At 64.5% G+C, this 25,557-nt stretch carries 21 protein-coding genes and 1 pseudogene; 6 read left to right on the top strand and 16 right to left on the bottom strand.

Annotated features, from left to right (window positions below; translation table 11 throughout):
* Window positions 1-54 precede the first annotated feature (54 nt).
* The 11 genes and pseudogenes from VN706_22885 to VN706_22835 form a co-directional block, all read right to left on the bottom strand.
* Complete coding sequence (locus VN706_22885; GenBank protein ID HXT18491.1) at window positions 55-612, bottom strand: pyridoxamine 5'-phosphate oxidase family protein; 558 nt, start codon at window positions 610-612, stop codon at window positions 55-57.
* A gap of 98 nt (window positions 613-710) precedes the next feature.
* Window positions 711-1,178 (bottom strand): thioredoxin-dependent thiol peroxidase, encoded by a 468-nt coding sequence (gene bcp, locus VN706_22880; protein ID HXT18490.1) that lies wholly within the window; start codon window positions 1,176-1,178, stop codon window positions 711-713.
* Window positions 1,179-1,206: 28 nt separating this feature from the next.
* Window positions 1,207-2,115 carry an ornithine carbamoyltransferase gene (argF, locus tag VN706_22875; GenBank protein ID HXT18489.1) on the bottom strand — a complete coding sequence of 303 codons (909 nt, stop codon included), beginning with the start codon at window positions 2,113-2,115 and terminating at the stop codon, window positions 1,207-1,209.
* Window positions 2,116-2,215: 100 nt separating this feature from the next.
* Window positions 2,216-3,706, bottom strand: coding sequence for an ATP-dependent protease ATPase subunit HslU (gene hslU, locus VN706_22870; protein ID HXT18488.1), 1,491 nt, complete (start codon window positions 3,704-3,706; stop codon window positions 2,216-2,218).
* A gap of 21 nt (window positions 3,707-3,727) precedes the next feature.
* Window positions 3,728-4,288 (bottom strand): ATP-dependent protease subunit HslV, encoded by a 561-nt coding sequence (hslV, locus tag VN706_22865; GenBank protein HXT18487.1) that lies wholly within the window; start codon window positions 4,286-4,288, stop codon window positions 3,728-3,730.
* Window positions 4,289-4,434: 146 nt separating this feature from the next.
* Complete coding sequence (locus tag VN706_22860) at window positions 4,435-5,811, bottom strand: hypothetical protein (protein ID HXT18486.1); 1,377 nt, start codon at window positions 5,809-5,811, stop codon at window positions 4,435-4,437.
* 16 nt (window positions 5,812-5,827) lie between these two features.
* Window positions 5,828-8,989, bottom strand: a complete 3,162-nt coding sequence (locus VN706_22855) for a SusC/RagA family TonB-linked outer membrane protein (protein HXT18485.1) — start codon at window positions 8,987-8,989, stop codon at window positions 5,828-5,830.
* 333 nt (window positions 8,990-9,322) lie between these two features.
* Window positions 9,323-9,706 (bottom strand): hypothetical protein, encoded by a 384-nt coding sequence (locus VN706_22850; GenBank protein HXT18484.1) that lies wholly within the window; start codon window positions 9,704-9,706, stop codon window positions 9,323-9,325.
* A gap of 30 nt (window positions 9,707-9,736) precedes the next feature.
* A pseudogene (locus VN706_22845) lies at window positions 9,737-10,633 on the bottom strand (tyrosine recombinase XerC).
* Between the two features lie 17 nt (window positions 10,634-10,650).
* Window positions 10,651-11,976, bottom strand: a complete 1,326-nt coding sequence (gene trmFO / locus VN706_22840) for a methylenetetrahydrofolate--tRNA-(uracil(54)-C(5))-methyltransferase (FADH(2)-oxidizing) TrmFO (protein HXT18483.1) — start codon at window positions 11,974-11,976, stop codon at window positions 10,651-10,653.
* Window positions 11,977-11,980: 4 nt separating this feature from the next.
* Window positions 11,981-13,126: a hypothetical protein gene (locus VN706_22835; GenBank protein ID HXT18482.1), complete on the bottom strand. Its 1,146-nt coding sequence runs from the start codon at window positions 13,124-13,126 to the stop codon at window positions 11,981-11,983.
* Window positions 13,127-13,248: 122 nt separating this feature from the next.
* Here VN706_22835 and VN706_22830 point away from each other — a divergent pair, with 122 nt between their 5' ends.
* The 6 genes from VN706_22830 (at window position 13,249) to VN706_22805 (ending at window position 18,206) form a co-directional block, all read left to right on the top strand.
* On the top strand, window positions 13,249-14,472 hold the full coding sequence (locus VN706_22830; GenBank protein HXT18481.1) for a hypothetical protein: 1,224 nt from the start codon (window positions 13,249-13,251) through the stop codon (window positions 14,470-14,472).
* Window positions 14,473-14,584: 112 nt separating this feature from the next.
* Window positions 14,585-15,328 (top strand): DUF4331 family protein, encoded by a 744-nt coding sequence (locus tag VN706_22825; GenBank protein ID HXT18480.1) that lies wholly within the window; start codon window positions 14,585-14,587, stop codon window positions 15,326-15,328.
* A 31-nt stretch (window positions 15,329-15,359) separates the two neighbouring features.
* A complete protein-coding gene (locus VN706_22820; GenBank protein HXT18479.1) occupies window positions 15,360-15,935 on the top strand; it encodes a DUF4331 family protein in 576 nt (191 codons plus the stop codon).
* Window positions 15,932-17,179, top strand: coding sequence for a tetratricopeptide repeat protein (locus VN706_22815; GenBank protein HXT18478.1), 1,248 nt, complete (start codon window positions 15,932-15,934; stop codon window positions 17,177-17,179). The genes VN706_22820 and VN706_22815 overlap by 4 nt, the downstream gene beginning before the upstream one ends.
* Window positions 17,176-17,781 (top strand): HupE/UreJ family protein, encoded by a 606-nt coding sequence (locus VN706_22810; GenBank protein HXT18477.1) that lies wholly within the window; start codon window positions 17,176-17,178, stop codon window positions 17,779-17,781. Before VN706_22815 ends, VN706_22810 begins: the two co-directional genes overlap by 4 nt.
* On the top strand, window positions 17,775-18,206 hold the full coding sequence (locus tag VN706_22805) for a DUF6702 family protein (GenBank protein HXT18476.1): 432 nt from the start codon (window positions 17,775-17,777) through the stop codon (window positions 18,204-18,206). Before VN706_22810 ends, VN706_22805 begins: the two co-directional genes overlap by 7 nt.
* A 36-nt stretch (window positions 18,207-18,242) precedes the next feature.
* On the opposite strand, the gene topA is transcribed toward VN706_22805, so the two are convergent.
* The 5 genes from topA to VN706_22780 all read right to left on the bottom strand — a co-directional run bounded on the left by topA (window position 18,243) and on the right by VN706_22780 (window position 25,536).
* Window positions 18,243-20,711, bottom strand: coding sequence for a type I DNA topoisomerase (gene topA, locus VN706_22800; GenBank protein ID HXT18475.1), 2,469 nt, complete (start codon window positions 20,709-20,711; stop codon window positions 18,243-18,245).
* Between the two features lie 29 nt (window positions 20,712-20,740).
* The gene (locus VN706_22795; GenBank protein HXT18474.1) at window positions 20,741-21,112 is read right to left on the bottom strand and encodes a DUF494 family protein; all 372 of its coding nucleotides are present in this window, start codon (window positions 21,110-21,112) and stop codon (window positions 20,741-20,743) included.
* Window positions 21,113-21,183: 71 nt separating this feature from the next.
* On the bottom strand, window positions 21,184-21,753 hold the full coding sequence (locus tag VN706_22790) for a shikimate kinase (GenBank protein HXT18473.1): 570 nt from the start codon (window positions 21,751-21,753) through the stop codon (window positions 21,184-21,186).
* A complete protein-coding gene (aroC, locus tag VN706_22785; protein HXT18472.1) occupies window positions 21,710-22,903 on the bottom strand; it encodes a chorismate synthase in 1,194 nt (397 codons plus the stop codon). The genes VN706_22790 and aroC overlap by 44 nt, the downstream gene beginning before the upstream one ends.
* A 77-nt stretch (window positions 22,904-22,980) precedes the next feature.
* Window positions 22,981-25,536 (bottom strand): hypothetical protein, encoded by a 2,556-nt coding sequence (locus tag VN706_22780; GenBank protein HXT18471.1) that lies wholly within the window; start codon window positions 25,534-25,536, stop codon window positions 22,981-22,983.
* Between the last annotated feature and the right edge of the window lie 21 nt (window positions 25,537-25,557).

Raw genomic sequence — 25,557 nt, 5'->3', positions numbered from 1 at the left:
CCGTTCTACCGTGACGTTAGATCCCTCGATCGCTTCGCTCTCTCGGGATGACGGTCAGCCTTCCATCGCGCGCTTCAGTTCTTCCTTCCGCAATTCGCGCAGGTCGGCGACTTTGGGCGGTTCTCCCGTCACCATCGCCTTCATGACCTGGAACAGGACGATCGGCATCGGACGGTTGTTCTTCGAGTAGGTGACGCTGTCCGCTTCGACGAGCACGAGCGCGATACGCGGATCATGCGGGCCGCCGTCGCGCTTGCCGTCGCCCATGTCGCCGAGCCACGCTTTCCAGTCCGGCTTGTAGAGGGAGTCGATCAAGTCGCGGTCCTTCGAGAGAATCGCGCGCCCGCTCACGCTCACCCATTCGCGCGTTCGATCGCGATAGTACGCGACGTTGACGTGCGGGTCCTTGGCGATCTCCTCGAACTTCTCGGACTCGGCGTTCGTCATGAACCACAGATCCGAGCCGGCGGTGCGCCGCTGCGTTTGCATCGCGCGCGAGACGAGCTGTCCGTCGTCGCGCCGCGTGGTGATCATCGCGGTCTCGATTCCGTCGATGAGCTCGTAGAGGTCGTCGAGCTTCTTCTCGAGCGGGACGTCGTTGTCGCGGTTCATGGGCGTATGGGCGTGTGGGCGAATAGGCGTATGGACGAAAGAGCGCATCGGCGTCAGCGGGTCATACGCTCAGGCGCCCGTGCCCCCATACGCCCGCTTCAGCGCAGTTTCAATGCCGCGACCGCCTCGGCGACTTCGACGGCGTGATTCTCGGGCTCGACATTCTCGAATACCTTCGCGACGCGACCCTCGCGGTCGATGACGAACGTCGTACGCGCGACGCCCCAGTACTTTCTGCCCCAGAATAATTTCTCGACCCACACACCGTAGCGTTCGGCGACCGCATGCTGATCGTCGGCGAGTAGCGTGTACGTGAGGTCGTACTTCTTCTTGAAGTTTCGGTGTTTGCGCCAGGTGTCGGGGCTGATGCCCAGCACCACCGCGTCGAGTCCCTCGAACCGAGGGAGGGTGTCCCGAAAGGAACACGCCTCGAGCGTTCAGCCGGGCGTGTCGTCCTTCGGGTAGAAGAACAATACGACGGGCCGGCCGCGAAAGCTCGAGAGCGACACCGGCTGGTTCTGGTCGTCGTGCAACTCGAAATGAGGAGCCGGATCGCCGGCCTTCACGCCTGTCACACGTGCCACGATTCCTCCGTCAGAGCTGTTCGCCGCCCATCAACGCCGCCATCACCGCCTTCTGTGCGTGCAGCCGATTCTCGGCTTCATCCCAGACGCGGCTTTGCGATCCGTCGATCACGTCGGCGGACACTTCTTCGCCGCGGTGCGCCGGGAGGCAGTGCAGGAAGATGGCGTTCTTGTCGGCTTCCTTCATCAACTTTGGACTCACGGTGAAGCCCGCGAACGCGCGTTCGCGCTCCTTCTGCTCCTGCTCCTGGCCCATCGACGCCCAGACGTCCGTGTTGATGACCTGCGCGCCGTGCGCCGCTTCCATTGGATCGCGCACCACGCGGACCTTTGCGACCTTCTGCGCGCGCTCGAGCAGGTGATCCGCCGGCTCGTAACCTTGCGGGCACGCGATGTCGAGATCGAATCCGAAGCGATACGCCGCGTTGATCCACGAGTTCGCCATGTTGTTGCCGTCACCGATCCATGCGTACTTCTTGTCGCTGATCCCACCCAAATGCTGGCGCACGGTGAGAAGATCGGCGAGCACCTGGCACGGATGGACAAGGTCGGTGAGACCGTTGATGACCGGTACGTCCGCGTATTGCGCGAGCTCCTCGATGTCCTGGTGCGCAAATGTGCGGATCATGATGCCGTCGACGTAGCGCGACAGCACCCGTGCCGTGTCGGCGATCGGTTCGCCGCGTCCGAGCTGCACGTCGCGCGGCGAGAGGAACAGCGCGTGTCCGCCGAGCTGGAAGGTGCCGACCTCGAATGAGACGCGGGTCCGGGTGCTGGCCTTCATGAAGATCATCGCCAGCGATTTGCCGGCGAGCGGCTTCTTGTCGTACTTGCCGGCGCGCATGCGTTCGGCGAGCGCGAAGAGATTCTCGAGCTCTTCACGGCTGAAATCGGGAATGGCGAGGAAGTCGCGGTGCATGGTGGGCGTCGGGGCGTCGGGGCGGATGGGCGTCGAGGCGAACGGGCGTCAACGCGCCAGGCTTGTCATACGCCCACGCGCCCATACGCCCACACGCCCGCTACAGAATATACTTCCTCAAATCCTCGTCCTCGACGATCGATTTCAATCGATCGCGCACGACGTCGGCATTCACGGAAATTTTCTCGCTGCCGCGATCGGGGAGGTCGAACAAGACGTCCTCGAGGAGCGTCGTCATGACGGTGTGCAGCCGGCGCGCGCCGATGTTTTCCATGCGCTCGTTGACCATCGCGGCGATGCGCGCAATCTCGGCGATCCCGTCCGCGCCGAACTCGAGCTTCGCGCCGTCCGCCTCGACGAGCGCGGCGTACTGCTTCGTCAGCGCGTTCTCCGGCTCGGTCATGATGCGAATGAAGTCCTGCTCGGTGAGCGCCTTGAGCTCGACGCGAATCGGAAAGCGGCCCTGCAGCTCGGGAATGAGATCGCTTGGCTTCGAGACGTGGAACGCGCCGGCGGCGATGAACAGCACGTGATCGGTCTTCACCATGCCGTACTTCGTCTGCACGTTCGAGCCTTCGACGATCGGCAGCAGGTCGCGCTGCACGCCTTCGCGGGACACGTCGGGACCGCCCATCTGTGAGCGCTCGCCGGCGATCTTGTCGATCTCGTCCAGGAAGATGATGCCGAGCTTCTCGACGCGTTCGAGTGCGTCGGCGGTGACGTCGTCGAGGTCGATCAACTTCTCGAGCTCTTGCTCGAAGAGGATACGGCGCGCCTCGGAGACCTTCACCGTGCGCTTCTTCTTGCGCTTGGGCAGCATCTCCTTGAGCATCTCGGAGATGTTGTCCATGCCTTCCTGGCCGCCCTGCGATGCGAGCACGTCGAGCATCGGGCCCGTTTGCGGCACTTCGACTTCGACTTCGCGATCCTCGAGCTTGCCGTCGAGCAGCAGTTGCTTGAGCTTGTCGCGCGTGCGCTTGTATCGCTCCTGCGCGGGGTCGGCCTGTTCCTTCACAACCGTGCCGGTGGGCGAGACGAGGAAGACGTTGAGGCCGTCGTCTTGCGTTGGGCGGTGGGCGTTGGGCGTTTCGTGCTGGGCGTTGGTCGCTGGGCGCTGGGCGTCTGCCGACACGGTCGCCGGCGGAGGGAGCAAGAGATCGAGCAAGCGCTCGTCGACGCGATCGTGCGCCAGCTCTTCCACTTCGGATTCGCGCTCGGAGCGGACCATGTCGATGGCGCTCTCGACCAGATCGCGGACCATCGACTCGACGTCGCGGCCGACGTAGCCGACTTCAGTAAACTTTGAAGCCTCGACCTTGATGAACGGCGCGCCCGCCAGCTTGGCCAGCCGGCGCGCGATCTCCGTCTTCCCGACGCCGGTGGGTCCGATCAGGATGATGTTGTTGGGCGAGATCTCTTCGCGAATCGACTCGGGCGCGCGCTGGCGCCGCCACCGGTTGCGCAGCGCGATGGCGACCGCCTTCTTCGCCTCGGCTTGCCCGACGATGTATCGATCGAGCTCCGCGGCGATCTGTCGCGGCGTGAGATCCGCGAGCCGCGCGAGCGCTTGTTGCGTGCGAGTTGACGACATGCGTGTCCAATTACCGCCGCATCAGACTGTTTCCAGAACTGATATATTAGTATTAGTATAAATGCAGATGTCGCCGGCGATCTTCATCGCGCGGCTGACGATGTCCGTGGCCTCGAGCTCCGTGTTGTCGACGAGGGCGCGGGCCGCGGCGAGCGCGTACGAGCCGCCGGAGCCGATGGCGAGAATGCCGTCGTCGGGCTCGATCAGCTCGCCGGTGCCGGACACGATGAACCCGTGCTCCTTGTCGGCGACGATCAAGAGCGCCTCGAGCCGCCGGAGGACGCGGTCGCTCCGCCAGTCCTTGGCCAGCTCCACCGCCGCGCGCGGCATGTTGCCCGGATACCGCTCGAGCTTCTCCTCGAACTTCTCGAACAGCGTCATCGCGTCGGCGGCCGCGCCGGCGAAGCCCGCGACGATCCTGCCGCCGCGAATCAGCCGGACCTTCTGCGCGTGCGACTTCATCACGGTTTCACCGACCGTGACCTGGCCGTCGCCGCCGATGGCGACGCGGCCGTTCCGGCGCACGGCGAGAATGGTCGTCGCGCGAATGCGCCGCGGCGTATCGGGGGTGGGGCTGAGCATGCTGAAAGGTAGCTGGGCGCTGGGCGGTGGGCGCTGGGCGATGGGCGGTGGGCGATGGGCGATGGGCGTAGAAGCAAAAGGGCGACGGAGAAGATCCCGTCGCCCTTTGCCGTTTCGCCCACCGCCCACCGCCCAGCGCCCACCGCCTACGGATTTTGATCCAGACACCCCGTAAACTGCGGATTGCTCTTCTCCACGTCCGGCACGGGGAAGAACATCTCTGCCCCGTACTTGCCATTCTTGAAGTAATTGCCGGTCGGATAGACCTGCTCCACGGCGCGCCCATACTGGCGAACCTGGCGACGAAGATCGCCCAGCCGCTGACCGCGGCCAAACGTCCAGAACGCCTTCTCGCGGAAGAACAGCGTCACTGCAGCGTCGTTCGACGCGGGCGTCGCGAGCGGGGCAAGCGTGCCAGCGGGCTTGAAGATGCCCTGCGTGGGGGGTGCCGCGCGCAATGCATTCAGCACCGTCGCCATGCCCGCGCGATCGCCGGCGTTGAGCTTGGCTTCCGCGCCTATCAATTGAGCGTCGAGCCCGTCGACGATCGCGACCGGATCGTCACGATTCCAAATACCTTGTTGGAAGAACGGCGTGATGCCGTCCTGTCCGTTCGCCGTTGGCGTCGGCCTCGTGGCCGGCACGCGCGGATCCTTCGCCGAGACGAACGGCAGCGCATTCTTGACCGTGCCCGTCGCGTCGACGCTATCGCCCACCGAGTAGCGTTTGCCGCTCGTGTTCATCACCCACCACGCATTGTCGATCGACGTCTGCGAATACTGCGCGGCGTACTGGAAGCCGACCGGCACCGAGGCGACCGTCGTCGCGGCCGCGGCAAACTGGCCGAGGTCGGTCTGAAGACGCCCCTTCGCGACGAGCAGCGCGTTGCGAACCTGATTCGACGCCGCATCCGACGCGGTACCGAGCAGCGTGAGGCCGCTGTCGGTGCGCGCGAGCGCCGCGGCGAACACGTCCGCCGTCGAGAGCGGCGCGGTGTACCGCGGAAGACCGTCGACGGTTTCACCCAGCGGAATCCCGTTACAGAAATCCTCGCCGAGCTGCATCTCGCTGAACGCGATGATGAAGTACATCTCCGCCTGATGCGCGCTCGAGCTTCCTGGCTCGTACTGGCGCAGGTACTGAAGCGCCGCGCGCGCAAAGCCGCGCGACTGCTGCAAGGTGTTGTACACTGGTCCCAGCACCGCGTCGTTCGTCTGCGTCACACGCTGATCGGCGTCGTTGCGCTGCGAGAACGTGTCCGACGAACGGAATTCGTCGGCGAACAGCCCTGAGAACTGCCAGATCGTCTCGGTGTTCGTGTTTCCGCCGAGCAGCGCGCGGTAGAAATTTCCGACGGCGCCGTTGTACAGGCCTTCGGCCCCCGTGGCGCTGCCGACGTCCGCCGGGCTGATCACGTTCGGCTGCTGCGGCGAGAGCAGCTCGTCTTTCGGGTTACAGGCCACCGTGGCCAGCAACCCCAGACCGGCGGCGACCCGCCAGCACCGTGTTGAGTATTTATACATTACACTATCCTCAATATCAGTAGTGGAGGTTCAGGCGAACCATGAAGTACGTCGGCGGTGCGGCCGTCTCGAAATCCGTCTGAATGTCGGAGGTCGAGTAGTTCGATTCGGGATCCACACCGGTGTACTTCGTCCACAGGTGGAGATTGCGGCCGGTGAACGCGAGGCTGGCATCGCGCGCACGAATGCGCGACACGGCCGCGGCCGGCAGGTTCACGACCGCCGACACTTCGCGGAGACGCCAGAACTGGCCGTTCTCGAGATAGCCCGCCGTGGTCTTGACCGGCGTCGTGTACCGCTGCGCGATGACGCGCGCCTGGCGCCACAGCGGCGCGCTCGCGTTCGTCTCCTCGTAGCAAGTCGGCTGGTTGGAGCAGTAGAACTGAATGGTGTTGTTGTACAGGCTGTAACCGCCCTTGTAGTCGACGAGCGCCGACAGGCGCAGCGTGTGGTTGAACAGGTCAAAGCCGTTCTGAATCGAGAAGATGTCGCGCGGCTGCGAGTAGCCCATGTACACGGCGCTCGACGCGACGCTCACTTCGCTGTCGTCGATCAGACCGTCATTGTTCTTATCCGCGAACGTGTATGGCACGAAGAACCAGGCGTTGGCCGGCAGACCGACGGAATCCTTCACGAGCGAGTTCACGAGAATCGTGGGATTCGCCTTGCCCGTCGCATCGTGCCCAAGCGAGAGGATCTTGTTCGAGTTGTGCGAGCCGTTCATCGTCACGTCCCAGCCGAAGCCGTGACGATCGACGAGCGTGAGGTTGACCATCGCCTCGACGCCCTGGTTCATGATCGAGCCGAGATTGCGCGTGACGCTCAACGCCGACGGCGCCGCGGAACCCGCGATCGGCTGCGAGATCAACGCGTCGTGCGTCTTCTTGTGGTAGTACGTGAAGTCGATCGTCGCGCGGCTATCGAACATCCGCGACTCGAATCCACCCTCGAACTCGGCAGACGTCTCCGGCTTGAGGTTCGGGTTGCCGATCAGATTGGGTTGCAGCGATGGCGTGTCGCACGTAGAGGTACCGCAGCTCGCGCTGCCTGGCGTCTTTGTGTCGATCGCGCGCGTGATCGCGGCGAACGTCTGCAATGCGGTCGTCGCTCCAGGCTGAACACCCGATGCGCCGTACGCGCTCCGCAGGCGCAGCTGATCGAGCCAGCGAACGCGCGGGAAGAAATCTTCGTCCGACACGATCCACGACGCGCTGAGCTTCGGATAGAACACGCGCTGGAACTGCGTGCCGAACGCGCTGTTCTGGTCCGTGCGCACCGCGGCCGTCACGAACAACCGATCACGTACGCTGGCCTGCTCCTGCGCGTATAGGCCGAGCGTCCTATTGACGGTCTCGAGCTGGTTGGAACCGGTCTTCACCGCGGCTTGGGCAACGTTCTGCGCGCCCGGCGGCAGGTTCGTGCCGCTCGACGCGACGAAATCGCTTTCGACGTTGTTGTAGTCGGCGCCGACGGTGCTCTTGAGATTCATCCACTGCTTTGCCTGCCACGTGTTGTTGCTGACGAGCTTCGCGGAGAAGTTGCGGTTGTTGCCGCGCTGGTCGGTCACGTACCCCTGTCGCGTGGTGCCCGAGTTGGGACACTGATTGAGACGGCACAGCTCCCAGTTCTCGCGATCCGCCATGTCGAGGCCCACCGAGCCTTCGTTCTGCATCCAGCTGAACGGACGCCAGTTCGCGTCGACGTCGCCGGTAAAGCGCTGCACGTTCTCCTGCATCTTGTCCTGAAACGTCTGCGCCGGGATGTACGACGAGTAGCCGCGCATCTCTTCGCCGAGGCTGCCGATGTCGCTGTATCCGAGGCACGAGACCGGTGTCTTGCTGCACAACGCATAGTTCGGCGTGAAACCCGGATTCTTCATCGCGGTCGCGAAGACCGAGATCGGATTGTTGTCTGTCTGCGGCAAACGCTGCGCGCGATTCGTCCAGCCCGAGTTGGCACTCAAGTCGAACTTGGGCGAAACGGCAGCGTTGATGTTCGCGCGCACCGTCTGCCGCTGGAACGCCTCGGGATAGATCTCTTCGTTGCGGGCCGGATCGCCGGCGGAGTCGAGATACGCCTGCGCGAACGCCGGCATCTTGATCGGGCCGATCTCGTTCTCGAGATCGCCGCTGACGAAGAAGCGAACGGCATCCGATCCGCCGCTCAAGTTCAAACCGTACTGATCGCGATGGCCCGCGTGAATCGGCGAAAGCGTCGGATCGGTGAGCATGTTCACTGAGGTCGTGCTGTCGGCAACGCACGTCTTGTTGGCGATCGTCTCGAGCACGCAGCGCGTCACGGCGCCTTTGGCATCGCGACCGAAAACGGCGTACGTCGACGCGTAGTCATTGCGATCGCGCACCGCGCCGCCTTCACCGTACCAGGTCCAACGCGTGGAACCCGCGCGGCCCTTCTTCGTGCTGATGACGATCACGCCGTTCGCGGCATCGGTGCCGTACAGCGTGGCCGCCGAGGGGCCCTTCACGATCTCGATGTCCTCGATGTCCTCGGGATTGAGATCGTTGAGGAAGCTCGTCGTCGTGCCGCCCGTCGGCACGCCGACCGACGTGGAAATCATGCGCACGCCGTCGATCACATAGATCGGCGCGTTGTTGAGCGAGAGCGAGTTCGTTCCACGAATGCGAACGACCGGACTCGAGCCCGTCTCATTGCCCGGCAGAACCGAGACACCGGCGGCTTTCGCCACGAGCAGATCAGCGACATTGCGCACCGGTTGCGTTTCCACCGTCTTTGCCACGTCGCCCATCGTCGTGATGGCATTGCCCAACTCGACTCGGCGCTGCTGACCGGTCGCCGTCGTGACGACGTCCTGCAGCTGCACGATCGCGACGTCCATCGCGAAATTCGCGGTGGTGGTCTGGCCCGCGGTCAGCGCGACCGTGGCCGTCTGTGCACGGTAGCCGACGCGCAACACTTCGAGCGTCTGCGTGCCGGCGGGTGCGTTGCGAATGACGTATTCGCCCGCGGCGTTCGTGATGGCGACGCGGCTCGTTCCGCGCACCAGCACGCGCGCGTCAACGAGCGGCTGTCCTTGCGCCGCGACCTTTCCGCTGACGACGGCCTGCGCGCGGAGCGCGGCCGGCAGAACGAACGCAGCGAGCACGGCAAACGTGGTGCGCAGCGAACGGCGCGCGGTCCACGATGGTGTTGCTGTCATAAAGAAGATCCTGTGATGGGAATTGTGCGGTAACGACAAACGCCGCGTTACGAGGAAGCCGCCGGATGTGCGCGAACCCCCGAACGCATTCGGATGGGTGGAACCACTGCTCTTTTCCGGCGGACCGCTGGTGGCTGGACTCGCAGGCGACGTCGGGCGGAGCGGGTGCTACTGCTCGACGCCGTCCTTGACGCTTGCCTGGCTCAACTGGCGGATGATCGGTCGTTCACCCGGTCACTCAACACACAGACGCAGCGTCGCGGACTGTTGGTTTCCATCGTCGGCACGAAGACCTTGGAACTCAAGCGCTTGATTTACCTTGCACGCAAAATCTCAAACTGTGTCTGGCGGCGTACGCTGCTGTGGGGCACCCGTCGGCGGACGCCGGCGGAGCGACCCGCGGTGCAAGATGGCCTCTGCCAGGTACCGGCGATTCGCGATCACGCCCAAGAGAAGCATGACGGTCCCCGCGATCACGGCGACGACGGAGTAGCGCCACGTGTCGCGCCCGGCAAATGCAGCCGCCATCGCCAGTACGCCAAGCCCAATCATCGTCTCGCCACCACGGCTGCGCTCGGCACGCGGACGCCGGCGGCGCTCGCGCTTTACGATGATCTCGTCGGGAGTCCATGCATCGAATATCAGCCCAAGGCCGAGCAGTCCGACGAGGACGCCGAGGACGAGCGGAATGGTCTCCAGCTGGAGCACGCTACCCATGCTACCGAGCTAGGCAGAATTCACGCCCGATCACGCTCGTGGATGAGCCTTCTGGTAAACCTGCTTCAGCCGCTCGATGCTGGTGTGTGTGTAGATCTGGGTCGTCGAGATCGATGCATGACCCAGCAATTCCTGCACGGCGCGCAAATCGGCCCCGGCGTCGAGGAGATGCGTGGCGAAGGTGTGGCGCAACGAGTGCACGCTGAGCCCGGCGTCCTCGTCAATCTGCTCGAGGAACGCACCGACGACCTTTTGCACCGCGCGGACGCCGATGCGCCGTCCGGTCCGGCCGAGAAAAATCGCCGATCGATCGGCCTTCGGCCCAAGCGACCGCAGCAGCTCGTCGCGCTTCGCTTCATAGTTTCGTAATGCGAGCACGGCGTGATCGCCGACGGGGATGATCCGTTCCTTTCTGCCCTTCCCTCGCACCTTCACCTGCTGCGTCACCATGTCGAGATCGCCGCGGCTCAGCGACTGCAGCTCCGACAGACGCATTCCCGTAGAGTAAAAGAGCTCGAGGATCGCAAGGTTGCGCACGTCGACGAACTTTCCTTCCCACGCGCGCGCTTCGGCCATCTGAAAGAGCAGATCGATCTGCGCGCGATCGAGATAGCCCGGGAGGTATTTCTCCAATTTGGGCGCACCGACGGCGCGCGCCGGATTGGTGTCCACGATCTCGTTACGATGAAGATATCTATAGAAGCTGCGCACGGCGGAGAGCGTGCGCGCCATCGATCGCTTGCCGAGGCCGCGGCGAGAGAGGTGGCCAAGGAACCCGCGCATCGCCAGGCGATCGACGCCCTGCCAGCTCCACTCGGCGCCGCCATAGTAGCGCGTCAGAAATTCGACGAAGTCCGCGAGGTCGCGCGTGTAGGCGCGAACGGTGTTCGGCGAGACGTCGCGCTCTTTCGCCAAGTGGTCGAGGTAGTCGCGAACGTCGCCGTTCACGCAACCTGACCCGCGAAGGACTGCATCTCGGCGAGCGCCCGCTCGGCGATTTTCTCGCGCTTTATCCGCTTGTCCTTCACCCGCTCGCCCAATTCTTCGACCAGCCCGAAGTTGGCGTTCATCGGCTGAAAGTGCTTGGGATCGGCCTCGCGCAAATAGCGGTAGAGGGCGCCGAGCATGGTGGTCGGCGGAGGGACGACGGGGTCTTGCCCTTCCAGCATGCGCGCCAGGTTGATGCCCGCGATGAGCCCCGTCGCGGTGCTTTCCGTGTACCCCTCGACGCCGGTGAGCTGGCCGGCGAACAGCGTCGTTGGCGCGTCGCGGAGCGCGAGATGCGATGACAGCGATGCCGGTGAGTTGATGTACGAGTTCCGGTGAATCGAGCCGAAGCGCAGGAATTCAGCGTTCTCTAAACCCGGAATCAGGCGGAACACGCGCTGCTGCTCGGGAATACGAAGCCGGGTTTGAAATCCGACGATGTTCCACATCTGCCCGGCGCGATCCTCCATGCGGAGCTGCACGATCGCGTGCGCGTCGCGGCCGGTGCGGGGATCGCGAAGGCCGACGGGTTTCATCGGCCCGAAACGCAGCGTCTCGCGTCCGCGCTTCGCCATCTCTTCCGCGGGCATGCAGCCCTCGAAGTATGGCACTTCGTCGAACTCGTGGCCGTGATGCTGGTCGGCCGCGATCAGTGCGTCAAGAAAGGCTTCGTACTGCTCGCGCGTGAAGGGGCAGTTGAGGTATGCGCCCTCTTCTCCGGCGTCGTCCATGGTTTCCTTGCCATATCGCGACGCTCGAAACACGATCGAGTCGTCGATCGACTCGCGCGACACGATCGGTGCGATGGCGTCATAGAACGCGAGCGACTCGAGCCCAAGTCGAGCGCGAATGGCCGCGGCGAGCGCGTCGGAGGTGAGCGGGCCGGTCGCGATGATGCCGGGATTTGGCAGTTCCGTCATTTCTTCGCGCGCGACCGTTACGCGCGGATGCGACGTCAATCGTGCGTGTACACCGGCCGAGAATACGTCGCGATCGACCGTCAGGGCGCTACCGCCGGGCACGCGTGCTTCGTCGGCCGCCGTCAGCACCACGGAGCCGAGCAGGCGCATTTCCGCCTTGAGGAGTCCGTGCGCGTTCGAGGTTTCGGTGCTCTTGAACGTGTTCGAGCACACGAGCTCCGCGAGGCGATCCGTCTTGTGCGCGGGCGTGCCGCGCACTCCGCGCATCTCGTGGATCACGACGTCGTAGCCGCGTTCGGCGAGCTGCCAGGCGGCTTCGCTGCCGGCGAGGCCGCCGCCGACGATGTGAATGGGGGAAGTCATCCGGCTACTTCGACAATGCGATCACATCGCCGTAGCTGGTGAGGTGGCCTTCAGTGAAGGCCTTGAGCAGGTCGTCGATCGAGCAGATCACCGAGGGCAGCCGGCCGCCCAGGCGCGCCTGCGGCGACGCGACCGGATAGTTGTATCCGCGAAAGCCGCCGCCGATCGAGCGAATGAAGGTGCTCGTCGAGTCGAGCGGCAGCGTCGCGACGTTGCGATAGAACCGCTGCGCGTCGTCGCGCTGCTGCCACAGATACTGCTCGACGTTCGAGGTATAGAACGCCGATGCGATCGCATGGTGGTCCTTGAGATACTGGCCCACCGAGCGGATGGCCTTGGGTCCGGCGAAATCGGCGACGATCGGGACGAGCAGATTCTTTGATTCAAAATCTTTTAACCACCGGAAATTGGCTTCGGTGGCGAGATACGCCCAATTCCTTCCAGCCGAATCGGTCGCCTGCTGCAGGGTGGCGTAGGTGGGCATGCCGCCCCGGCCGAAGCCGCCGCCGCCAAATCGATTCGGATAGTTGTAGCTGATCTCCGGGCCGCCGCCGAAAAACGCGCCGTAGGTGTAGTCCATCAATTTGCTGTCGCTGTCGTTCATCACGAAGCCGTGCGTCTTCGTGAGATACGATTTTATCTCGGCGAGCTGACGCCGAAAGAGCGCACTGTCGGGCGTCGCCGCGGCGTACGCGGCAAACAGCTGCGCGGGCGTCGAAGCCGTATCCAGCCCCGACGGCCGCGGACGCGAGAACAACTTCGACAGGAACTCCGCGCGATCCGCTGAGGTTTCAAACAGGGCCTTGTACATCAGGTGGGCGATCATGTTGCCGCGCCGGATGTCGAAGATGAACGCGATCTTCGGCTGCAACGCCACGATGTACGTGAAATTCTGCTCGGGCCCGACGCCGAGGTACACGCCGCCGGGCGGAATGCGCCGCTTCAACTCGGGAATCACCCACTGAAATCCCGTCTCATTTGAAAGGAAATTGTCGGAGCGGAAATACCCGTTCGGCTCCGAGAAGTCGGTGTTGAGCTGCCAGAGCTCCTTGTCGGAAAGACGCGGCGCAATGGTTTGCGCATGCGCCGCCCCGGCGAACACGGGCGCGAGAGCGGAGAGCAGCAGGACAAGAGCGTGTCGAAATCGCATGGCGATCGCTCACGAATAGGAACGAGACGAGGAACAGCTGGGAGCAGCATTCACTCTTGACCGACGGAACGCTACGCCATAGAAAAGTACGTGCTCCGGCACCCATTCCAAGGATCGTCATCGTGCGCAAGCTCCTTCCCGTCGCCCTGCTCGCCGTCGCCGCCTTGCTATCCGCCTGCGGAAGTGATTCGACCGCGCCCGGAGGCTTTCGCGGCGTCACCCCGACGACGGCGACTTCTCTCGCGGTCGGCTCGAGCTTCGTGTGCGTCGTCACGGCCACCGCCGTCCCGTTCTGCTGGGGCAACGACGCGCAGGGACAGCTCGGCGACTCATCGACCACGAACAAGAGCATCCCATCGCCGCTCGCGGGCGGCCATTCGTTCGTCGCGATCTCGGCGGGCAGCCTCACCGCGTGCGGCCTGAATCAGAACGGTGCCGTGTGGTGCTGGGGCGAGGATCCCAACCAGCCGGGCGTCACCGGCGCGATCGTCACGACACCGTCGCGTGTCGCGGTACCGGTTCCGCTCGTGTCGATCACGGTCGGCAGAAAGTTTGGCTGCGGACTCTCGAGCGCCGGAACGGCGTACTGCTGGGGCGAAAACGGCCGAGGACAGCTCGGCGCCGGCGACACACTGAAACGCACCGCACCGGTGGTCATTCCCGGAAACTTGCAGTTCCGCCAGATCTCCGCCGGCTTCTGGCACGCCTGCGGAATCCTCCTCTCGGGCGACACGTATTGCTGGGGCGACAATCAGTACGCCGAGTTGGCGACCGGCGAAACGAACACACAGCTCAGCGCGACGCCGCGGAGAATCTCGGGAAACGTTGCGTTCGCATCGCTCGCGTCGGGTTCCGTGCATACGTGTGGATTGGCGACCGACGGCACCGCCTATTGCTGGGGCAACAACTTCTCCGGGCAGCTCGGCGACGGTACGTCGTCGTTCCATCTGTCGCCCACGGCGGTCGTGACGAACCAGAAGTTCACGCTCCTCCGCGCCACCCGCGCGAACGACATCTTCTCGCACACGTGCGGCATCACGGGCCCCGGCGACGTCTATTGTTGGGGATTGAACAGCCACGGCGAGCTTGGTGCGGTCACTTCGACGGACGGATGCATCAACGCCTCCGGCACGACGCAGAGCGAGACGTGCGCGTACACGCCGGTCAAAGTACCGGGCATATCGAACGTGAAGATGCTCGACGTCGGCGACGCAAACACATGCGCCATCAACACAGCGTCTCAGCTCTTCTGCTGGGGCAACAACTTCTCCGGACAGCTGGGCAACGGCTCGTTCACGAACAGCACGACGCCGGTGCTCGTCAATGGTTCGCTGAAACTGCCGTAAATCCGATCGCCCGGCGCGGGCGTAACAGCAGCACTCGGCCGAGTGCCGGGTGCATGCGGATGCGGCCAACGAGGGCTCGTCGTGTGCTGACCTTTCAGTCACGAGAGCCCTTATGCGTTTCCGCACCCTCGTTACACCCCGGCGGACGATCGCTGCGTTGATCGTCGCGGGCGCGCTCGTCGCCACCGGCATCACCGGCATCGGTGTCGCGCGCGCATCCGATCACCAGGACAATCCGTTGGTCGAGCTCAATCCGTCGATGGACATGACGGACGTCTATGCGTTCCCCGGCGCGAGCACGAACAGCGTCGTCCTGGTCATGAACAGCTGGGCGTTTCTGACGCCGGCACAAACGCCGAATACAAGCTTCGATCCGAACCTGCTGTATCAGTTCAAGATCGACAACACCGGCGACGCGAAGGAAGATCGTGTCATTCAGGTGACGTTCAGCGGCACCGGCGCGAATCAAACCGTCGAAGTACGCGGTCCGGTTGCGCCGGACGTCGTTGGCTCGATGGGCAACACCATCTCGACGTCGACCCCGGTCGTCACCGGCAAGGTCAACACCGTGCTGACCGGGCCGAACGGCATGCAGGTGTTCGCCGGCGCACGCGAGGATCCGTTCTTCATCGATCTCGAGCAGTTTTTCCGCGTGCTGCCGGATCGCAAGCCATCGACCGGGCCGCTCTCGTCCATTCCAGACTCGCCGAGCGCCACGACGTTCCGTTCCGCCACGGCCGCGGTGGACTTCGTGAAGGGATTCAACGTGCTCTCGATCGTCATCGAGCTCCCGGCGTCGACGCTCACCGCCGGCGGCAACGCCAAGCTCGGCGTGTGGGGCACGATCAGCCGTTGACGCCACCGAACTCATTCCAGGGTACTCATTCATGTTTGTAAATATCGCCCGATTCGGCCGTCGCCTTGGCCTCATCTGCGCAGGCTTGGCGCTCGCCGGCGCCGCGTGCGGCGACGACAACGGTACGACCGCGCCGGCCAGCACGCCCGGCGTGCGGACGTTCGATCAAGTCCAGCGTCTCGGCAATCCGCTGGTCAGCGAAGTTCTGCTGACGAAACGAGATCACCCGCTCCATGGCGCGATCGGGCCATCCGACGATGTCGCGACGTTCGCGCCAAGCGTCAAAGGCTTCATCGCGCAGTTCCGCCCGCAGGCGACCACATTGCAGAACACGCTCGCCGCGGTGCTGCTGCCCGACATGCTCGTCATCCAGACGGACAAGGCCGCGTCGACCGCCGGTTGGTTGTCGTGGGCGCTCGCGAACGGATGGGGCGGTCGCAAGCTCACCGACGACGCCGTGGGTACCGCGTTGACGGCCGCGTTCAGCGATCTGCTCGATCCGACCCAGGCCGTGTGCAAACCCGGCGCGCTCCCGCTCTGCACCGACAACGTCGGCCCGCACAGCACGTTCTCCACGACATTCCCTTACCTGGCCTCGCCGAAATGATCATCGCCCTCGTGTCTCCGCGGCGTGACGGGAGGGCGCTTCTCGCGATGCTGACGCTGGCGGGAATCGCATGCGTCGCGGGCGCGAGCGGATGTTCGTCACGGCGTCAGGTTCGTCCGCCAACCATTCAGGCGGCCACGTCGAGTGAACGCGACGTGCTCGAAGCAGACATCCTGTTCTACCGCGAGCGCGCCGCGCGCGATCCCAGCGGCGCCGCCGATCTCGCGCATCTCTCCGCGCTGTACCTCGAGCGCGCGCGCCAGTCGGGCGATCAACGCGACGCCGTGCTCGCAGAACAGGCGGCACGCCACTCGTTGGCGAATCGGTCGACGCACAACGCGGCCGCGCGGCAGGTGCTGGCGTCGGCTTTGCTCGCGCAGCATCGTTTCGACGAAGCGCTCGTCGTCGCCAAGCGTGTCCGCGACTCCGAACCATCATCGCCCGCACTTCGCGCCATGGTCGCCGAGATCGAGATGGAATTGGGCGCGTATGACTCAGCGAAGGTGGGCTTCGCCTCGCTCGACAGCGCGAAGCACAGCCTCGCCGTCGCGCCACGCCTGGCGCGATGGGCGGAGATTCGTGGCCACACCGAGGCCGCGCGGCGATACATGCGCGATGCCCTCGCGACCGCACAGCGCACCCCTGGTATGCCGCGCGAGCAGGTCGCGTGGTTCTGGCTGCGCGCGGGCGACATCGAGCTGCGCGACGAGAAGTTCGCCGCCGCCGACAGCGCATATCAGGCCGGTTTGCGCGCAAACCCGAACGATTATCGTGTGCTCGCGGGCCTCGCTCGTCTTGCGGCGGCGCGGGGTAATTGGCGGGCTGCGGCGCACTTCGGCGAAGCCTCGATCGCGTCGAACCTGGATCCCGCCACACTCGGCATCGTCAGCGATGCATACGCCGCACTGGGCGATACGGCGAAGGCGGCCGAGTTCGCGCGCGCGCTCGACGTGGCGGTGTCACACCAGCCGGGCGCGTATCATCGCGCGTGGAGTTTGTTCCTCCTCGATCACGACCGGCGCGTCTCATTGGTATCGCGCAACATCCGCAAGGAGATGAAAAGCCGCCGCGACATTTACGCGTACGATCTGCTCGCGTGGTCCCTGCACAAACAGGGGCGCGATATCGAAGCATTGTCGGCGATTCACATGGCGCTCGGGCAAGGCACCAAGGACCCGTTGCTCGCGCGCCACGCCGCGGCGATCGAGGCAGCCGTCTCGAACACGACCGAGGCGGCGCGATGAGCACACTCGCCACATTCATGCAGCTCGGCTTCCGGCACATCGTCGACGTCGAGGCGATGGACCACATCCTGTTTCTCCTCGCGCTCGCGGCCATCTATCGATGGCGCGACGTCCGCGATGCACTGTGGGTCGTGACCGCATTCACGATCGGCCACTCGGTGACGCTCGCGTTGGCGGTGACCGGCGCGTTGACGCTTCCTTCGAACGTCGTCGAGTTCCTGATTCCACTCACGATCGTCGCGACGTGCGTCGAGAACATGCTGGTGAGCGATCGTGCGCGAGCGCCGTGGAGCGGGCGATATCGCCCGCTGTTCGCGGGCGTGTTCGGGCTGGTGCATGGCGCCGGGTTCGCCACCTATCTCCGCGCGATGTTCGTGGATCACGTCGCCCTGCCGTTGTTCGGCTTCAACGTCGGCATCGAGGCCGGACAGATCGTGGTGCTGCTCGCGGCGGCTGTGGCTCTGGCGATTTGCGACGCGGTGATCGAGCGATTGCGGGCGCATCGAGCGAGCTGGCCTGCGCTGAGATTACGCGTCGTCGGCGTTTCGCTCGCCGTATTCGTCATCGCGTCGCGGTGGGCGGTGGAGCGCGCGCCATGGTGATCGGCCTCGCGTTCGCCGCGATGCTCGTCGCGCGCATGCATCCCCTGCACACGACGATGACGGAGCTCACCGTGGACGAGGCGCGGCATTCGGTGCGCGCGGTCGTGCGCGCGTTCGCCGACGATGTGACGGCGGCGGCGAAGCGGCGCCTGTCACGTGGGGATTATGTCGCGGCGGGGCTCGCGATTACCGACGCCGCAGGCAGGCAGCTTGCGCTGCGCTCATGCGGCGTGCGCCACACCGGAGACGTGGTCTTTGTTTGCTTCGATGGAACGTTCGACGGTTCGCCGCGCGCGCTGCGACTCGCCGATTCTCTGCTCTGCGACCTGTTCGACGACCAGGTGAACGTAGTGCAGATCATCGACGGTGGAGAACGGCGCAGTATGCTGTTCGTGCGAGGCGATCGCGCGAAGCCGCTTCGGTGAAGCGTGTCATCCCGAGCGGAGCGCGGGATGACAGCGCTACCCCGCGAGCGCCTCGGCATCCTCGAGCGGCTCGTCGGTCTTCGGCGCGTCCCATTCGTTACCGCACTTGAGACACTTCCGGAAATCGCCGCGCGCTTTCGTAGACTTCATCTCGGCGCCGATGTATCCGCACTCAGGACACTTCTCGGCGACGGGCTTGTTCCACGCCACGAAATCGCAATCCTCATTCGAGCACGCGTAGAACGCGGTGCCGCGCTTGCGCGAGCGACGCTCCACCAGCTCGCCGCCGTCCTTCGGACAGAAGACGCCGGTCGGCATGGAGCGCGTGCCGCGACACTTCGGGAACGTGCTACAGCCCAGGAACTGGCCGCTTCGCCCCTGACGAATGACCATCGGTGCGCTGCACAGATGACATTTGTGCTCCGTCATCACCGGCTTGGCCTTCTCGCCCTTGATCGGCCGCGTGTACTTGCAGGTCTTCGGATGATTCTCGCAGGCGAGGAACGGTCCGAAGAAGCCGCCGCGCGGCTCGAGCTTGCCGCCGCAATCCGGACAGCGCGCATCCGCCACCGTCGAGAGGTCGTAGGCCTCGGCGATGAGGGAGGGGGCATCTACTTTGGCCAGCCGCAAGTTGAACGGCGACCAGAAGTTCTTGAGCACTTTCTGCCAGCCGAGGTCTCCGTCTTCGACCTTGTCGAGCTCCTGCTCCATCTCGGAGGTGAAGTCGACGTTGAAGATGTCGGGGAACTGCTTCACCATCACCTTCTCGACGGACTCGCCGAGCTCGGTGGGGAAGAAGCGGCGCTGGTTGAGCTCTACGTAGCGGCGGTCGGCGAGCACCGAGATGATCGACGCGTACGTCGACGGCCGGCCGATGCCCAGCCGTTCGAGTTCTTTAACGAGGCTCGCTTCGGAGAAGCGCGGCGGCGGCTCGGTGAAGTGCTGGCTCGGCGTGATACCCTTGCACGGCACCTTCTCACCGACGTCGACGACGGGCAGCGCCTGCTCGTCCTCGAGCGCCTTGGAGTCGCCTTCTTCGCGCGCTTCCTTATAGAGCGCCAGGAAGCCCTGGAACTTCACGATCGACCCGGTCGCCCGGAAGAGATAGCTGCGACGGCCGATATCCGGCTGCGACGCGGCGGGGATGTCGAAGTCGACGGTGGTCGTATCGAAGACCGCCGGCGCCATCTGGCTCGCCATGAACCGCTGCCACACGAGCTGATAGAGCTTGAACTGGTCGGGGCTCAGGAACTTCTTCACGGCGTCAGGGCGGCGCGTGGGATCGGTCGGACGAATCGCCTCGTGCGCGTCCTGCGTATTCTTCGACTTTTCGCTGCCGCCGTACAGCTGCGGCGTCTTGCAGACGAATTCCTCGCCGAACAGCGTACGCAGATAGTCGCGCGCCTGACTGGCAGCGCTTTCGGCCACGCGCGTCGAGTCGGTCCGCATGTAGGTGATGAGACCCACCGCGCCCTCGGCGCCGAGCTCGATGCCTTCGTACAGGTCCTGGGCGACGCGCATGGTGCGCTTCGAGCCGAACGACAGTTTCTTGGCGCCCTCCTGCTGCAGCGTCGAGGTCGTGAACGGCGCCGACGGATTCTTGCGGCGTTCGCGGCGTTTTACTTCTGTAACGTCAAAACTCTTACGCCCCTTGAGGTCGTCGAGAATGCGCTGCGCTTCGGCCTGATTCGCGATCTCGGCCTTCTTGCCGTCGATGTGATGAAGCTTTGCGGTGAACTGCTGGTTGTCCTTCTCCAGCTGCGCCTCGATCGTCCAGTACTCGACCGGCTTGAACGCGCGAATCTCACGCTCGCGTTCGACGATGAGCCGCAGCGCAACAGTCTGCACGCGGCCGGCCGACAGGCCCTTCTTCACCGTCTTCCACAACACCGGCGAGGCCTTGTACCCGACGAGACGGTCCAGCACACGACGGGCCTGCTGGGCTTCGACCTTCTTGCTGTCGATCTGCCCGGCATTCTGAATCGCGCGCTGCACGGCGTCCTTCGTGATCTCGTGAAACAGCACCCGCTTGATCGGCACGTTGAGCGCGCCGCGTTTCGGCGAGATCTGCGTCGCGACGTGCTGCGCGATCGCCTCACCTTCACGGTCCGGGTCGGTGGCGATGAAGACCTGGCTGCTTTCCTTCGCCACGCTCTTCAATTCGGCGATTGTTTTTTCTTTGCCCGGAATCGGCACCAGATCGGGCGCGAAACCGTTCTCCACGTCGATGCCGAGCTTCTTCTCGGGCAAGTCCATGATGTGCCCGACCGTCGCGCGAACGCGATAGCCGCGGCCCAGGTACTTCCCGATGGTCTTCGCCTTGGCGGGCGACTCGACGATGACGAGCGCGCTGCCGCCCGGCGTCGAGACCTCCTCGTCCTCCGGAACGTAGGCCGCGACCTTGGCGCGACCACGGCGAGCCGTCGCCTTGGTCACCGCCTTCTTTTTTGCCGCCGCGGCGCCTGCCTTCGCAGGCTTCTTCGCCGCGCTTTTCCGTGTTGCCATGCTCGGTTTACTCGGTGTACTCGGTGTACTCAGTGTACCGTCTGTGGTTGATCGGCGTCGCCCTGCTCACCATACCCGGCCCCTTCCATAAGAGAGCGCAGGTCGTCCAACGCAATGCGTCCGTCGATCTGAATGAGTGCTCGTTCTATGATGTGCTCGAGCTCCGCCGCATTCAGCGAGCCCGAACCGCTCAACGCCAGCAAATGTCCCCAGGCTTCCGGGGCGAAACGGCCGCGCTCGTGCGGGCCTAATACGCGAAACGTCATGAGTATCGTCGCTGCACCTTCGTGACTTCTGTGACTTCTGTGACTTGACGCCCGAGCCCAGTAAGAAGCAAGAAAGGGAGGAATAACGATGCATATCGCATCGATCCTCTCCCTGTCGAATCCTGCCATTGCCAGTCTGGCGTCGGCGGCCGATTCGCGCCCTTGGACCGAAGTCCGAGGCCGGAACGACCGTCTTGAACGCTAAGCTATGGATGCAAGCCCGCCGTAGCAAGCTCGGTGACTTTTTGTATAACCCTTTGCAGGTCAAAGAGTTCCGTGCTAACTACATGATCTGCCGACTCATACGCCGCTCGGCGAGCCTCAAACAGACGCTTGAGCTCGGTAAGCGGATCGGGCCGAGACAGCAGCGGGCGCATCGCACGCATTGGACCCAATCGTTTGAGGGCGCTCTCCGGCGTCACCCGAAGATAGACCAACTGGGCCGGCGGCCTCACGATCGAAACGACATCGGAGTTGGCAATCCAGCCCCCACCCGGCGACACGATCATGTTGCCGAAGTAGGTCAGCTCCTCGGTGATTTCGCGCTCTTTGCGGCGGAAGTAGGGCTCGCCCTTCTCGCCGAAGATCTGCCCGATCGACCGCCCTTCGCGGCGCTCGATCTCCTGGTCGATGTCCAGGAAGGTGCGACCGGTTGCGGCGGCTACCGCCTGCCCTACCGTCGTTTTTCCCGATCCGGGAAGGCCGACGAGAATGAGATGCGGTCTCGACGGATCAGCCGCCGAGTCGGGCTTCGAGGTGCGAAAGGTAGGCGTCATGATTGCGCTTGGTTTCGGAGACTGCGTCGCCACCGAACTTCTCGAGGAACGCATCGGCGAGCACGAACGCCAACATCGCCTCGGCAATGACTCCCATGGCCGGCACCGCCGTCACATCGCTGCGCTCGGCCACGGCTGACGCGGCCTCCCCGGTCGCGACATCGACTGTCGCGAGCGGGCGCATGAGGGTGCTGATCGGTTTCATCGCGACGCGCACGACGAGCGGCTCGCCGGTCGTCATCCCACCTTCGAGCCCTCCGGCGCGATTCGTCTTGCGGCGTACGTGACCGGTGCGCGTGTTGCCGTGCGCCATCTCGATTTCGTCATGCACGTCCGCGCCGGTGACGCGCGCGGCCTGAAAGCCCATGCCGATCTCGACGCCCTTCACCGCGGGGATCGACATGATCGCGGCGGCGATGCGGCCGTCGAGCTTGCGATCCCACGACACGTGCGACCCCAGGCCAACGGGGAGTCCATCGGCAACGACCTCGCAGACGCCGCCGAGGGTGTTGCCGGCGCGCTTGATCTCGTCGATGTGCGCGATCATGCGTTGCTCCGCGTCGCGATCGAGCGTACGCAGCGGCGACGCATCCGACGCGGCGTTGAGATCGTCGGGCATGGGATCGGGCCGCTGCGCATCGATGCCGCCCAGGTGCACGAGATGGCTGCCGATGCGCACGCCGAACTCGTTGAGAAATCTCTTACAGACCGCGGCGGCCGCGACGCGCGCGGTGGTTTCGCGCGCCGACGCACGCTCGAGAATGTCGCGCGCGTCGTCACGATCGTACTTGAGCAAGCCGGTGAGATCGGCGTGGCCGGGCCGCACGCGCGTGACGGCGCGTTTGCGCGGATCGGGATCGCCTTCGCGCGGCGCGGGGTCCATGATCTCCTGCCAGTTCTTCCAGTCGCGATTGTGAATGAGCATCGCGATCGGTGATCCGAGCGTCTGCCCGGCGCGGACGCCAGAGAGAAACTCGATGGCGTCTTTCTCGATCTGCATGCGACGTCCGCGGCCGTAGCCCTGCTGTCGCCGTGCGAGCTCGGTGTCGACGTGCGAGGACAGCAGGTGCAGGCCGGCCGGCATGCCCTCGAGGAGAGAGACCAACGCGGGGCCGTGCGATTCCCCTGCGGTCGAAAAGCGTAATGGCATTCGCAGAAGATAGCTGGCCGGCGCGGCCGAAGGCCGCGCCGTCCCCTGCGGCTGAAGAGCCGCGCCGCCTGGCCTTCTTACGGGCCCGGCTTGATATCGTTCGCCGTCAGATCGATCACGACCAAACCGGCCTGGCTCAGCGCGAACAACTTCATGATCACCGACGGCGGATCGCCCGGCATGGGCAGCGACGCGCGCAACGGGCCGTAGATCGCGTTCTTCAGCGGCAGCCGCGCGCGATTGATGTAATACGCCATGTCCATCACTTCGATCGAGCCACTCGCCGCCGCCGCAAACGCAATGCGCTTGCTCTGTGGCGTCAGCGTGCCGTCGGCATCCGGATGGAAGGCGATACCCGCACCGTCATCCGCCGAATCGTACTTGCCTTGCAAGCGCAAGTGGAACGGATCTTCGACGGCCGCGAAGTACGATTGCGCGCCGTGCGACGCGACCGTACCGCCGCTCTTGTCCAACGCGACACCGAACACCTTTTCCGACGCGTTGTCCGTGAGATCGCTGATCGTCACCACGGGCGAGAAGAACTGCGGCACCTTCCCCACGGAGTCGGCGACCATGATCACGCGGCCCGCGCCCGTGGTGTGGCCCTCACCGAACGCCACCCAGTTCCGGTTTCCGCTCGCCGCGGCAAAGGTCGTGTCGGTGAGATTCAAGCTCGTGACGTCGAGACGCAACACGGCTTCGGCATCACTGCCGCCCGCGACGGCTTGGGCGACCGCGTTGACCGGGATCGAGTCCTGAACGAAGATCGTTCCGCTGCGCTGGCCGTACGGGTGATCCCACATGAAGAGCGTATCGGAATTCGGCGACGTCGCGAGCGCGGCGCCGACCGCAACAGAGTCGACGTTGAACAGCGCGTAGATCTGCTGCGTGCCCTTGATGAGCGTTCCGTACTGCCAGATCTGTCGCGGATCCGGCACCGGTAGCGAGGGATCGAGCCAGCGAATCGTGCCGGCCGGCGCCGTGGGTGTCGGCCGCGTCGAGTAGAAGATGCGGCCGCCGCGCGACTGCGCGATGTATTGCGGACGGTCGGAGTAGCTGAACGGTCCGTCGACGGTCAGACGGATTTTGCCCGTGTTCTCGTCCTTGATGACCGTGACCGTGAACACGTAGGTGTTACGAGTCAGAATGCGGTTCGCGAGATCCTCGTGCAGCGCCGAGACGTTCGTGCCGCCGATGAACACGCGGCTGATGTTGGTGCCGCCCGAGTTGGCGACGAGCAGCGTGTCGGGATTGTTCGACACGAACAGTCCCCACGGCAGCGATCCAACCGGAATGCCCGTCGGCGAGAACGCCTTGTTGGGACTCTGCCAGACTTCGAGCAAGTTGAAGTCGGTGTTCGAGAGGAACACGTTGCCGCGCGCCTGATCGACCGCGACGTCGCCGATCGTGCCCTGGCGAGGCAGCGCGAACGTGCGGCCGTACACGACGAGCGTGGAATCGACGCGCGCGTTCGCGATGTTCCCTTCCGACGAGCCCTTGGTGACGGGGACCGCGAATCCGACGCGGCCGGCTTGATCGATCGCGAAGGCCGTGATGCCGAGCTTCTTGCCCTGCTGCGTGGGCGGCAGGTTGAGTGCCACCGTCTGCTTCACGTTGGCGTTGAACGGCGGCGGCAGATTCACCGTATCCGCCTGAATGACGGCGTTGGTGCTGTCGCGAATGATGATGCCGACCGCGGCGATGCCATCGCCGGTCGCCGTGACGGTCACCGAATCGGTGAATTCACTCTTGATCGGCACGACCTGCGTCACGCGCGGCACCGAAACGCCGGTGCTGCGTACGAACGCGACGACCGGCGACGAGCCGCCCTGCTGGCGATTCACGTCGACCGCCGTCGCGCTGACGGTGATGCGGCTTCGAATGGGCGCGTCCGCTGGAATGCGAACGACGCCCTGGAACGTGATGTCGCGCGGCGCGGCGGTGAAGACTTGCGTCAACGTCGTGTCGAGCTTCGTGGGCCACGTCGATTCGCCGCGCACGCGAATGTCGATGCGATTGATACCATCCGGATGCTGCGCACGCGCCGCAACGCTCAGCCCCGTACCGGCCGGAATGCTGTCGCCCGGCGTCGGCGAGACGATGTCGACCTTCGGGCCCGACACGAGATTCACACGCACCTGCGCGGTATCGGCCAGCGCCACGCTGTCCGTCGCCGTGACGATGATGACGAGGCTGTCGAGTGTCGTGTCCTTCTGATCGATCGGCTGGAGATAGCGCCGGATCGTCGTGTCTTTCAGTCCGGGACGGAAGGATCCTGCCGGAGGAATCTGGATCAACCGGTACCGCGGCGTCTGCGTGAACGTACCGAGATCGATGCTGCCCGCCTGCGTCACACCGATGATCGACGCGTTCCGCAGCGCGAGGTCGTCATGCAGCCGAACCGTGACGAGAATGGAATCGCCGATATTGACGAGCGTCCCGACGGTCGGCGAATCGATCGTGATCGTCGGCGCTTTCGAGTTCTTCGTATTCGTGCTCGGCGTCGTGCGCGTGCCGGTGCCGGGCGACGTCATCGAGCCCGCCGTCGGCAAGCTCGAGTCGCAGCTCGCGACGACCGCGATGGCGGCGCCGAGAAGGAAGAGGCGGGCGAATAGGACGTGGGAATGCTTCATGTCACAAGACTCCAGATGGTT

This window comes from Gemmatimonadaceae bacterium (assembly GCA_035606695.1).
Lineage (GTDB): Bacteria > Gemmatimonadota > Gemmatimonadetes > Gemmatimonadales > Gemmatimonadaceae > JAQBQB01.
The sequence above is the reverse complement of the archived record's forward strand: the minus strand, read 5'-3'. Positions and strand labels throughout refer to the sequence as shown.